At 59.8% G+C, this 12,589-nt stretch carries 9 protein-coding genes; all 9 read right to left on the reverse strand.

What is annotated here, in order from left to right:
• Window positions 1-100 precede the first annotated feature (100 nt).
• The gene (glgX, locus tag B3397_RS12875; RefSeq protein WP_296250603.1) at window positions 101-2,275 is read right to left on the reverse strand and encodes a glycogen debranching protein GlgX; all 2,175 of its coding nucleotides are present in this window, start codon (window positions 2,273-2,275) and stop codon (window positions 101-103) included.
• 263 nt (window positions 2,276-2,538) lie between these two features.
• Window positions 2,539-3,813, reverse strand: coding sequence for a beta-ketoacyl-ACP synthase II (gene fabF, locus B3397_RS12880; protein WP_296250605.1), 1,275 nt, complete (start codon window positions 3,811-3,813; stop codon window positions 2,539-2,541).
• Window positions 3,814-4,014: 201 nt separating this feature from the next.
• Window positions 4,015-6,009 (reverse strand): polysaccharide biosynthesis protein, encoded by a 1,995-nt coding sequence (locus B3397_RS12885; RefSeq protein WP_296250608.1) that lies wholly within the window; start codon window positions 6,007-6,009, stop codon window positions 4,015-4,017.
• 100 nt (window positions 6,010-6,109) lie between these two features.
• Window positions 6,110-7,120, reverse strand: a complete 1,011-nt coding sequence (locus B3397_RS12890; RefSeq protein WP_296250611.1) for an MraY family glycosyltransferase — start codon at window positions 7,118-7,120, stop codon at window positions 6,110-6,112.
• Window positions 7,117-8,088 carry a UDP-glucose 4-epimerase family protein gene (locus B3397_RS12895; RefSeq protein ID WP_296250615.1) on the reverse strand — a complete coding sequence of 324 codons (972 nt, stop codon included), beginning with the start codon at window positions 8,086-8,088 and terminating at the stop codon, window positions 7,117-7,119. The genes B3397_RS12890 and B3397_RS12895 overlap by 4 nt, the downstream gene beginning before the upstream one ends.
• A gap of 24 nt (window positions 8,089-8,112) precedes the next feature.
• On the reverse strand, window positions 8,113-9,228 hold the full coding sequence (locus tag B3397_RS12900) for a glycosyltransferase family 4 protein (protein ID WP_296250616.1): 1,116 nt from the start codon (window positions 9,226-9,228) through the stop codon (window positions 8,113-8,115).
• Window positions 9,225-10,370 (reverse strand): glycosyltransferase family 4 protein, encoded by a 1,146-nt coding sequence (locus B3397_RS12905; RefSeq protein WP_296250619.1) that lies wholly within the window; start codon window positions 10,368-10,370, stop codon window positions 9,225-9,227. Before B3397_RS12905 ends, B3397_RS12900 begins: the two co-directional genes overlap by 4 nt.
• A complete protein-coding gene (locus tag B3397_RS12910) occupies window positions 10,371-11,267 on the reverse strand; it encodes a GDP-mannose 4,6-dehydratase (RefSeq protein WP_296250620.1) in 897 nt (298 codons plus the stop codon). It lies immediately after the preceding gene.
• Window positions 11,267-12,298 carry a GDP-mannose 4,6-dehydratase gene (gene gmd, locus B3397_RS12915; RefSeq protein ID WP_296250622.1) on the reverse strand — a complete coding sequence of 344 codons (1,032 nt, stop codon included), beginning with the start codon at window positions 12,296-12,298 and terminating at the stop codon, window positions 11,267-11,269. Before gmd ends, B3397_RS12910 begins: the two co-directional genes overlap by 1 nt.
• Window positions 12,299-12,589: the final 291 nt, after the last annotated feature.

Consider the following 12,589-nt stretch of genomic DNA (forward strand, 5'->3'; position numbering starts at 1 on the left):
CGGCTGTACGCCGCTCCTACGAAGGCATGAAGATCCCCTGTAGGAGCGGCGTGAAGCCGCGAAGGGGCCGGGCCTGCCTACCCCCCGACCCGCACCTACATCAATGCCGCTTTTTCTTGCCTGGTTTCGCCAACTCGAACATCAGCACCGAACGGCCGGTGACCTGATACTCATCGCCAAACGCAAACGCCTCACCGGCATCCACCTCGGATTGATTGGTATCCAACTGCAGCACCCACTTCTCGCCTTCAGGCACCTGCGGCAGGGTGAAGCCCACCACATCGTAATGCGCGTTGAAGATGATCAGCAGCGAATGGTCGGCACCCGGACGATGGATACCACTGGTTTGCGTGCGACCGTCTAACAGGATACCCATGCAGCGATTGCTGCCGTCCTGCCACTGCTCCACGCCCATCTCTTCCCCATTCGGCTGAATCCAGCTGACATCCTTGATGCCCAGGCTTTCATCATACTCACCGGTGAAGAATCGGTTGCGACGCAGCAATGGATAGCGGTTACGCAGCTCGATCAGATAGCGCACGAAATCCTGCAACTCGGCGCTCTTCTCGCTGACGTTCCAATCCACCCAACCGATCTCGCTGTCCTGGCAATAAGCGTTGTTGCTACCACCCTGGGTACGGGCGAACTCATCACCGGCCAACAGCATCGGCGTGCCCTGCGCCAGGAACAAGGTCGACAGCAGGTTACGCATCTGCCGATAGCGCAGTGCAACGATCTCCGGGTCGTCCGTCGGACCTTCTACACCGCAGTTCCATGAACGGTTATCGGAGTGGCCGTCACGATTGTCTTCGCCGTTCGCCTCGTTGTGTTTCTCGTTGTACGACACCAGGTCGTTGAGGGTAAACCCGTCGTGAGCGGTGATGAAGTTCACCGAAGAGGCCGGCTTGCGACCGCGACGGTTGAACTGATCGCCCGAGCCCAGGAAGATCTTGGCAAAGTCACCCAACATGGCGTCATCGCCCTTCCAGAACGCCCGCGAGATATCGCGGAATTTGTCGTTCCACTCCATCCAGCCCGGCGGGAAGTTACCCACCTGGTAGCCGCCAGGACCGCAGTCCCATGGCTCGGCAACCAACTTGACCTTCGCCAATACGGGGTCCTGACGGCAGGCGTCGAGGAAGCCGCCGCCCTCGTTGAAGCCGTCTGCCTCACGACCCAGAATAGTCGCCAGGTCGAAACGGAAGCCGTCGACACCCATCTCCGTACTCCAATAGCGCAAGGAGTCGGTGACCATCTGCAACACGCAGGGATGGCTCATGTTCAGGGTGTTACCGGTACCGGTGTCGTTGATGTAATAACGCGCATCATCCGGCATCAGGCGATAGTAGTTGGCGTTGTCGATGCCTTTGAGCGAGAGCGTCGGCCCCATCTCGTTGCCTTCGGCGGTGTGGTTGTAGACCACGTCGAGGATCACTTCCAAACCCGCCTTGTGGAAGCGCGACACCATCACCTTGAATTCGCTGATCGACTGGCCCGCCATGTAACGGGCGTGCGGGGCGAAGAAACCCAGGGTGTTATAGCCCCAGAAGTTGTGCAGGCCCTTTTCCAGCAGATGATTGTCGTCGAGGAAGTAATGAATCGGCATCAGTTCCACCGAGGTCACGCCCAACGAGCGGATGTACTCGGTGACATCATTGTGCTGGAAGGCCGCGAACGTACCGCGCTCCGATTCCCGCACCGCCGGGTGCTGCATAGTGAAACCACGCACGTGGGTTTCGTAGAAAATGGTTTTTTCCCACGGCACGTTCGGCTTGTCCGTCGAACCCCAGGTGAACGCGGGGTCGATCACCCGGCAGCGCGGCATGAACGGCGCGCTGTCGCGCTCATCGAAAGAAAGGTCGCCGTCTTCGTGGCCCACGGTGTAGCCGAACAGCGCGTCATCCCACTTCAGCTCGCCGGATATCTGTTTGGCGTAAGGGTCGATCAGCAGCTTGTTGTGGTTGAATCGATGTCCATTCTGCGGCTCGTACGGGCCATGCACGCGATAACCGTACAGGGTGCCCGGACGGGCATCGGGCAGATAACCGTGCCAGATTTCGTTGGTGAATTCCGGCAGAGGGATGCGCTCGATCTCTTCGTCGCTCTCGGCGTCGAACAGGCACAGCTCCACCTTGGTAGCGTTGGCCGAAAAAATCGCAAAGTTGACCCCGGATCCATCCCAGGTAGCCCCCAGCGGATAAGGAAGGCCTTCACTCACACGGCTGGCCGGCCGGTCTTGGGTTGCATCGTTGGCGCTCACTGGTTGACCAGTCATGATCAAACACTCCGGAAAAGGGTTAGGACTTACTGCTGAACGAAAGACCAGAAGGGTCTAACGATAGAAGCTGGCCGCGCCAAACAGTTCAGGATATTTCACGCCCCTCTCCGGTCCCGCCCCACCGTGGTTCATCTGATACCCCGCTAGCCTACGCCGTAGCAGCGGCGTAAGCCGCGTCCGCCCCCACCGCAGTTCACCTGATACACCGCGTCCGGCCCCACCGCAGTTCGTCTGATACACCGCGGCGCCTGTGACGCGGCTTACGCCGCTGCTACTTTTAGGAGGAGGCTGGCGTTTACGCCGCCGAAGCCGAAGCCGTTGGACAGGGCGTATTTGATGGCCATCTTTTGCGGACCGCCGTGCACGATGTTCAGATTGCCCACGGCCTCATCGGGCTCGGTTAAATTCAAAGTTGCCGGCACCACCTGATCCCTGATGGCGAGTACGGTGAATATCGCCTCCAACCCCCCCGCCGCGCCCAGCAGATGCCCCGTCGCCGACTTGGTCGAAGTAATGGCAAGCGCCGAGCTTTCTCCAAACACCGCCTTGATCGCAGCCAACTCGCCTTTGTCCCCCACCGGGGTCGAAGTGGCATGCGCGTTCAGATGCTGAATCTCGCCAGCCGTAATACCCGCCTGGCTGATCGCCGCCTGCATCGCCCGCCGCGCGCCGTTTCCATCCTCAGGCCCCGCCGTCAGGTGGAAGGCGTCGGCACTGGTGCCATACCCCACCAGCTCCGCCAGGATGGTCGCGCCGCGCGCCTGGGCATGCTCCAGCGACTCGATCACCAACAATCCCGCGCCCTCTCCCATGACAAAGCCGTCACGGCCCTTGTCGAACGGCCGCGAAGCCTGTTCGGGGGTGTCGTTGTACCCACTGGACATTGCCCGGGCCGCCGCAAACCCTGCCAGGCTGACGCGGTCGATGGAAGCCTCCGCACCACCACACACAGCAATGTCCGCCTCGCCACTGCGGATCAACCGCGCAGCATCACCGATGGCCTGCACACCGGCAGCACACGCCGTGACCGGCGCCCCCAGCGGGCCACGAAAGCCATGTTGGATCGACACGTGCCCGGCTGCCAGATTGGCCAGGAACGACGGAATGGTGAACGGCGACAAGCGCCGTGGACCTTTGCTATCGGTGGTACGCACCGCATCGGCGATGGCGCCGAATCCACCTACGCCCGTACCGATGATGGTGGCTGTGCGATCGCGTTCAGCATCGGTTTCGGGGTGCCAGCGGGCCTGGTCCAGCGCCTCCTTGGCTGCGACAAGGGCGAACATGATGAAGCGGTCCATCTTCTTCTGTTCTTTGGCAAGGATGGTGGCGTCAGGGTCGAAGCCGGCTTCGGGGTCTTCTTCGAGCGTAGGCACTACACCGGCAACGCGGCAGGAGATGCCCTCCACTGTTTCAGGGGGAAGCGCGCGGAGGCCGGATTGGCCGGACAGCAGCCGCTGCCAGACGATTTCGGTGCCGACGCCCAAGGGGGAAACGACACCGGTGCCAGTCACTACGATTCGGGTGGAGGTCATGAGTTGATCCTGTGCGAGGATGAGTGAACATGTGTGCACTGATAATTACATGATTACCATCATATTAGGAAGCGGCGATTTACAGAGCCCCGTTTTTGGCAGGTGGATCAGGCTGGTAAAATGGAGCGGACCAAGGGCAGATCGAGGTTCGTCCATGGCGCAGACTGAGTTGTCAGACCTGCGCCATAAGGTACAACCGGACTACCGGTCCCGATGCTGGTGCGCATGCACCCAATCGACGATATCGCCCTCGGGTGCATAGCCGCTGACCGCGGTGCGCAACAACTCACGAACGGCTTCGAAATCTGAAGCCTCAATGGCGTCCAAAAGTTCGGCCAACTGAGCCTTCAACTCATCCCACGGCAAGTGGTCTTCGTTGGCACTCATGATCATTGGGTGGCGAGTGGCAACCACATTGTTGCCGATCAACAACTCTTCATAGAGCTTTTCGCCAGGACGCAGCCCGGTGAACTCGATGCCGATGTCACCCTGAGGATTGTGCTCCGAGCGGATGCTCAAACCGGAAAGATGAATCATCTTCTGCGCCAGATCGATGATTTTTACCGGTTCGCCCATGTCCAGCACAAACACTTCACCGCCGCGCCCCATGGAGCCTGCCTGGATCACTAACTGAGCAGCCTCGGGAATGGTCATGAAGTAACGCGTGATATTGGGATGAGTAACCGTAACGGGCCCCCCGGTCTTGATCTGCTTGTGGAACAGCGGAATCACCGACCCCGACGAACCCAGCACATTGCCGAAACGCACCATGGTGAAACGGGTCTTGTTGACACGGGCCACGTTGCGGGGGTCACCAAACAGTACCGGCGCCAGTTCCCGGCTCAAGGCTTGCAGCGTCAGTTCGGCCAGCCGCTTGGTGCTGCCCATGACATTGGTGGGACGCACGGCCTTGTCGGTGGAAATCAGCACGAAGTTGGCAACGCCCGCCTGCAGCGCAGCTTGCGCACAGTTCAGGGTGCCCAGGACATTGTTGCGAATGCCCTCAGCGATGTTGTGCTCAACCATCGGCACGTGTTTGTAGGCTGCGGCATGGTAGACCGTATCCACCTTCCAGGTAGTCATCACCTCCAGCAGTTTTGCCTGGTCGCGCACGGTGCCGAGGGTCGGCAGCATCTGCACATCCAGCCCTTCACGAGCAGCACGCTGTTCCAGCTCGCCGCTGATGGTGTAGAGGTTGAACTCGCTGTGATCCAGCAGGATCAACAGCGCCGGTTGCAAGCCGATGATCTGGCGGCACAGCTCGGAGCCGATCGAGCCCCCTGCCCCAGTCACCAGCACACACTTGCCGGTGATGCAGTGCTCCAGCAGATCATCCTGAGCGGGGACGGCATCGCGACCCAACAAGTCGGCAATGTCCACTTCCTGGATGTCATCGACGCGCACGTCGCCGCTGGCCAAGGCCGTGAAGTTCGGCACGCTGCGCACGTGCAGCGGGAACCCTTCGAGAAAACTGAGGATCTCGCGACGTCGTGAACGGGAAGTCGAAGGCAGGGCCAGCAGCAGCTCCTCGGCGCCGGTGAGGTCGATCATGCGCTGAATATGCTTGGGTTTGAATACTTGAATACCGGCAATCACACGGTCCGAGATGCTCGGATCATCGTCAATGAACGCCACCGGACGCATGACTCGCCCCATGCGCAGGGCCGCAACCAGTTGATTGCCCGCCACGCCTGCCCCATAGACGGCCACTTTGGTGAGGCGGTCGTCCTTGCCCGCAAACGGGACGTTATGGACGGCGTTGAACCAGTCGCCCATGAAATATTGGCGCATGGCCAGACGCAGACCGCCGATGATGACCAGGCTGATCCACCAATAGTTGAAGATGATCGAGCGTGGGACGACCGTCTGGTGATTGCTGTACCAATACACCACCACAGCGAGAATCAGCGAGGAAAGGCTCACGGCCTTGATGATCGCCACCAGAGCATCATTGCCGAAGTAGCGCATCACCGCTCGGTACATGCCGAAGCGGATGAACAGGGGAATGGCTACCAACGGTGCCGCAACGAACAGCCAGGTGTGAACACGGATCGGGTTGTACATGTCCTCGATGCCCAGGCGCACCAGAAACGCCATCCACAGGGCAATCCATACCAGCACCAGGTCGGCAGCCACCTGAAGCAGGCGCTTCTGACGACGCGGCAAACCGAGCAGACGTGTCCGTATCTTGTCCATAACCTTCGACCCGATGGGCGCGTACCCTTAATCGATACGTTGTAATTGAGCTGTAACCATAAGTGCGATCAGCGAGTTTAACCAGCCCCGAGAAAGCATTTTATGCCACTTCCAGTTTTCCTGCCTGGTAACGGAATGCCAAGAGCAACAACGGGATATACGCGATCAGGGCCCCCACTATCGGGTTCAGCCCAAAAAGCGTCACCCATATGGCCATCGGCAATAGCCAGCCTATCGTGATCAGACCGCTGACAAGCGTGACCGGCAGATGGCGACCTACACGGCGTGAAGCGTACTGATAGGCATGACTGCGGTGAGCCTGGTACACCTTGTCGCCCCTGATCAGACGGCGCAACAGCGTAAAAGTGGCATCGACGATAAAAACCCCAAGCAGAATAACCCAGGCCCAAAAATAGTTGGGGTTGACCCAAGCAGCCTGGATCGACAGTAACCCCAGAATCAATCCCAAAAAGCCGCTTCCGGCATCACCCATGAATATCTTCGCTGGCGGCCAGTTCCACACCAGAAAGCCCAGCACCGAGGCCGACAGGAGGGCCGGAAGCAGAAGCAACGCGTGGTCGCCCATCATCCAGTACAGGACGCAGGCGCCCACGCAAACGCAGATCGCTTCAAGGCTGGCAATGCCGTCAATGCCATCCATGAAGTTGTAGAGGTTGAGCAACCAAACCAGATAGAACAGGCCGAACAGCGCCCACAGCCAGCTCAATCCAGTACTGGCGCCCAGCACCGACGGCATTCCGCCGAGCAGGAACAGAGCGCCACCGCTGGCGGCGAAATGGCCCAGTAGACGCCAGCGTGCGGCGATAGGGTTGTGGTCATCGAGAAATCCCACCACCGCCACCAATCCACCCGCCCCCACCATCGCCAACCAGGCGGACCAACCGAGCGCCCCCGCCAACGCCAACAGCGTGGTGATACCGAGGAACACCAATACGATTGCCACCCCGCCGCCGCGTGGCGTCGGCACAGTATGGGAGCTGCGCGCGTTGGGTATGTCCATTAGGCTGCGTGCCAGTGCGTAGCGGCGCAGGCCAAAGGTCAGGGCGAAAGAGAGCGCCGCTGTAATGAGCAGCCACCACCAGTGAGTCATGAACGTCGGGTTTCCTGATAATGGCGGGCGGTGGCCGCAAGCGCCTGGGCCGTAGTGAAGGGAGGCTGCCAGCCCAGCAACTCGGCATTCTTGGCGATGCTGACCTCAAGAGAACCGAACAGTCGCTGGGTGAGCACCTGGCGGCCCAGCGCCTTGGCGGCAAGGTTCATCAGTGCAATAGGTACGCTGATCTGGCGCACCGGTTTGCCCAATGCCACGGCCATCTGCCGGGCCAACTCGGCCGTCGAAAGTGCGTCACCGTCACTGGCAAGAAAGGTTTGATTGGCCGCAGCGGGGTGCTCGATGCACAGCGTGATGAGGTCCACCAGATTATCCAGCGCCACCACGCTACGGCGGTTCCTGGCTGCCGCAAACGGCAAGGGAACACCACTGTCCACCAGCTTCAACAGCGCACGAAAGTTGGCTTTCACTCCGGCCCCATACACCAGCACCGGGCGGATGATTACCACCTCCATGCCTGACTCTTTACCCAGAACGCGTAGCCCTTCTTCTGCTTCGCACTTGGAGATACCGTAAGCATCTTCGGGCGCAGGGACGTCATCGGCCAGATAGACCTTACCGTTCTCGGTACCCTCGCCGTTCACCTTCACCGAGCTGATAAAGATGAAGCGACGCACCCCGGCGGCAGCGGCCTGCCTGGCGAGGTTCAACGTCCCGTCGACATTGACCTTGCGAAACGCCGCCAAAGGGTCTGCTTCGGCTTCTTTCATCACATGCACGCGGGCAGCGCCGTGGATGACACAGTCAACGCCCTGCAGAGCATCTTGCCACGACGTGTCGGCAGCAAGCTCAGGCACCAGGCAGCGTGCTGCGCCTGACGGAAACGAAGCATCATTGCGACGCACAGCGGCAATGACCCGCTCATAGCCAACGGCGAGCAGATGTTCAACGAGCGCGCCACCGACGAAGCCCGAAGCGCCTGTGACCAGTACCGGGGTCAACGGCATGAACAGCACTCTCCTGTCAGCATGTCAGCCTCGAAGTACATCGTGATAAAGCTCGACATAGCTCTGCGCCATCCTCTGTGCAGTGAACACCTGATCGAAGCGTTGCCTGGCGGCCGCGCCCATGGTCGCGGCCTTTGGCTCGTCATCCCACAGCGTCTGCATAGCTTTCGCCAGCGCCGGAGCATCGCGGGGCGGAATGGCCAACCCCGTTTTGCCGGCGATATTGATGTAGCTCATGCCGCTGCCGATGTCGCAGGAGATCATCGGCTTGCCATACATGGCGGCCTCCAGCAGCGACATGCCAAAGGACTCGGAGCGCAGGTGCGACGGAAACACGAACCCGTGACACAGCGACAACAACGCCGCCTTGTCTTCATCAGGCAGGCCGCCCACGAAGTGCACATTGCTCACGTCCAACTGACGGGCATACGCCTTGAGCTCAGCCTCCAGGTGCCCCGATCCGATGATCACTACAGGAAGGCCGTTGACCTTCGCCGCATCCAACAAGTAGTTCAAACCTTTGTAATAACGTAGCGCCCCAACGAACAGGAAGAACTTGCCTGGAAACTGGGCGTGCCAGCGGCTCAGGCATTCAGGCGAAGGGGTTGGATACGTGGCAGGGTCCAGACCGAACGGAATGACGGCAAGCTTGCTGGGGAAACGGGTCAACACCGGACTGCTCGCCGCGTAATCGGGCGAAGACACCACAATGCGGTCAACCGATCCGAGAAAGCGGTTCATCAACGGCTGATACAGCTTCAACAGGGTCTGCTGCTTGATGACGTCGGAGTGGTAGCTGACCACTGTCGGCTTGCGCACGCCTGTCAGAAAGTGCACCAGATCCATGAACGGCCAGGGAAAGTGGTAATGGATGATGTCCGCCTTGGCGGCCAGTTCCTTGAAATCCTTCAACGCCGACAGCGAGAACCCTGTGGAAGCTACGTGCAGGTCCAGCTTCGAGCGATGCGTCAGGTGGTTGCCGACCTTCTCGTCACGGGCTGCGCCGCGAGCACTCAGGTACAGCACCTGCGACTCCACACTACTGGCTGCGCAACCTTCGGCAAGCTGAAAGATGACCTGCTCGATACCGCCCATGGAGTCGGGATGATACGTCTTGAAAAAATGTAGAACCTTGATCATCCCTGCTCCAACGTCTTGCGATAAACAGCCAGCGTCTGAGCAGCGCATTGGTCCCAGGAAAAGCCCGCAGCATGAGCCAGCCCACGCGGGACGGCTGCGGCGCGCCAAGTCTCGTCTTCAAGGCCTCGGCGCATCAGCGCTGTCAGCATTTCCACATCCAGCGCATCGCACATCAAGGCAGCATCACCAGCCACCTCCAGCAGGGACGAGTTATTCGAGCACACTACCGGCACCCCCGAGCTCATCGCCTCCAGCACGGGCAGACCGAAGCCTTCGTACAGCGAAGGAAACACGAACAAGCGAGCCCCTGCGAACAGAACAGGCAGATCCTCGGCAGGCACAAATCCCAGATACTTCGCCCAGCCTTGACGCCCGGCAGACTCCAGCCGGCGATGAATGGCCTCGCTCTGCCAACCCTGATAGCCGGCCAGGACCAGCGGCCAACGTTGGCGTGTCTCCAGCGGCAGCGCCTCATAGGCAGTCAGCAGCGTCTCGATGTTCTTGCGCGGCTCGATGGTACCGGCGAACAGGCTGTAGCCCTGCGCCTTGAGTTCATAGCGCGCCAGCACTGGCGCCACTTCCTCGGCAGGACGGGGAAAGAACTCCGGGGAGCTGGCCAACGGCACCGCGTCGATTCGCTCGATAGGCCAGTCGAAATACTCGGCCAGCTCACGACGTGTGAACTCCGAATCGGTGATCAAACGGTCGGCACGCAACAAGGTCTGCCGCAGTTCTTTTTGCAGATAACGCGCGAGCTGCGGAGCGTGGCAATGGGACCAGGTGAAGGGCGACAGGTCATGAAACGTTGCCACCCGGCGCCCCTTGAAAGGCGGCAGGTAGTAATTGGGGCTGTGATAAAGGTACTCGCCGTGCCCCTTCAGGGCACGCGCCTTGAGCAGGGGCATCAACAACCGATACGCCTCGATCGCCAGAAAGTTTTTCTGCACGGCACGCTTGAGGCTATACCCCTTTCCAGATGCATCCTGGGCGCTGGGCAAGCCAGGCAGGAAACTGCGGCCTGCAAAGAAATGCAGGTCCGTGATTTCCGGACTGCCTTGCAAGCGGCGAGCGAGTTCGTAGGTATAACGGCCAATGCCCGTCAGCGGAAACCGGACGGGCTCAACGGAGAGGACAACCTTCATTTATTCGGCAGCCAACATCCATTGCAGCGTGTCGCGCAAAGGCGGAGTCTGCCAGTCGCCGACCAGCGAGCGCAGCCGGCTGTTGTCACCACACAAGGTTTTCACCTCGTTGGCGCGCACGAACGCAGGGTTCACCTCAACCTTGATCGAATGACCGCTGATGCTCTCGCACATCTCGATCACCTCACGCAGGGAGTGAGTCACGCCTGAGCTGACGTTGACCGTCTGGCCCAAGGGCTTTTGCTCCAGCAGCCCGCGATAGGCCGCCACCAAGGCACGCACGTCGCTGAAATCGCGCCATACGTCGAGGTTACCCAACTCGATCACGTCGGCCTTACGGCGGAAGTGCGAAACGATCTTGGGCAACAGGAAGTTATCCGCCTGCCCTACCCCGGTGTAGTTGAAAGGCCGGGAGATGACGATCGGCAAGCGGTTGTGCCACAAGCTCGCCATGTATTCCATGGCCAGCTTGCTGACAGCGTAATCATTGGCCGGCGCAGGGGCCGTGCCTTCGTCCAGCATGCCTTCGGATGCATTGCCATACACATTGGCGCTACTGGCCAGCAACACACACTCAGGCTTCTTGCCCGAAGCGGCGACCGCTTCGAGCAAGTTACGCGTACCAATCAGATTCACCTGATAGAACGCGTCTGCCACGCCGTGGCCCACAAAGGCCAAAGCGGCCAGGTGAACCACGTAATCGGGCTGAAGCTCTGCCAGCAACGTGCTCAGCCTGGAAGCGTCGTTCAAATCCACCTGGTAGTAACCCGGCTCATCCGAAGGCTGACTGCCCAGGCCAATGACCTCATAGCCATTGGCTTCCAACTCGGCCGCCATGTAGCGCCCGGTGAAACCATGAATACCTGTAATCAGTGCACGTTTGCTGACATTGGTCATCAGAACGAAAATCCTTTCTCATTGCGGCGCAGGTCGGCCACGACCATCATACGACACAGCTCTTCCAGCGAAGTTTTCGGCTCCCAGCCCAAAACTTGCTTGGCCTTGGCCGGGTTGCCGATCAGCAGGTCAACCTCGGTTGGGCGGTAGAACTTCGGATTGACCGAAACCAGTACCTTGCCGGTGGCTGCGCACAGACCTTGCTCGGCCTCAGCTTCGCCCTGCCATTTGATGTCGATATCAACAGCCTTGAACGCCATGGTGACGAAGTCACGCACGGTTTCAGTACGGTTGGTGGCCAACACGAAGGTGTCCGGCTCGTCGGCTTGCAGCATGCGCCACATACCTTCGACGTATTCCTTGGCAAAGCCCCAGTCGCGCTTGGCGTCCATGTTGCCCAGTTCCAGGGTGTCCTGCAGGCCCAGCTTGATCTTGGCGACGGTGTCGGTGATTTTGCGGGTCACGAACTCACGGCCACGCAGTGGCGACTCGTGGTTGAACAGGATGCCGCTGGTGGCAAAGATGCCGTAGGACTCGCGGTAGTTGATGGTCATCCAGTGGGCGTACAGCTTGGCTACACCGTAAGGGCTGCGCGGGTAGAACGGGGTTTCTTCAACCTGCGGAATGGCCTGAACCTTACCGAACATCTCGGAAGTCGACGCCTGGTAGAAGCGGGCTTTCGGATTGACGATGCGGATCGCTTCCAGCAGGTTCACAGCGCCTAGGCCGGTGATTTCGGCAGTGGTCAGTGGCTGCTCGAAGGAAACACCCACGAAGCTCTGCGCAGCGAGGTTGTACACCTCGGTGGCTTCGGTGGTCTGCAACAGACGAATGCTGGCCGACAGGTCGGTCAGGTCGTACTCGACCAGATGCAGGTTGGGGTTGTTCTGGATACCCAGTTCTTCGATGCGCCAGAAGTTGACGGAGCTGGTACGGCGGTAGGTGCCGTAGACGGTGTAGCCCTTTTCCAGCAGCAGTTCAGCCAGGTAGGCGCCATCTTGACCAGTGATACCAGTGACGATTGCTTTCATGCGAATTAACCAACTCCATTAGCGCCACGCAGGGCAATTGAACAAAAAAAACAGCCACAAAGGGCACCGCCCAGACATTCAGTCTGGAAAACGAAGGGGGAGTATACATCTATGGCGCCAAAGGCTCGACTATCTGATGCGATGCCCGTTACATCGCATCGCTTGGATTTTGAGCATCCCGGCATCGCCCCTAACGATCCTCACCCCTGACGACCCCCTTCCTATCACCCGGAAAAGGAAACTGTGCGCCGACAGCGACGACTAAGTGGCGGCCGGGTACCAGACTCTTTT

This window comes from Pseudomonas sp. UBA4194 (genome assembly GCF_002379585.1).
Taxonomy (GTDB): Bacteria; Pseudomonadota; Gammaproteobacteria; order Pseudomonadales; family Pseudomonadaceae; genus Aquipseudomonas.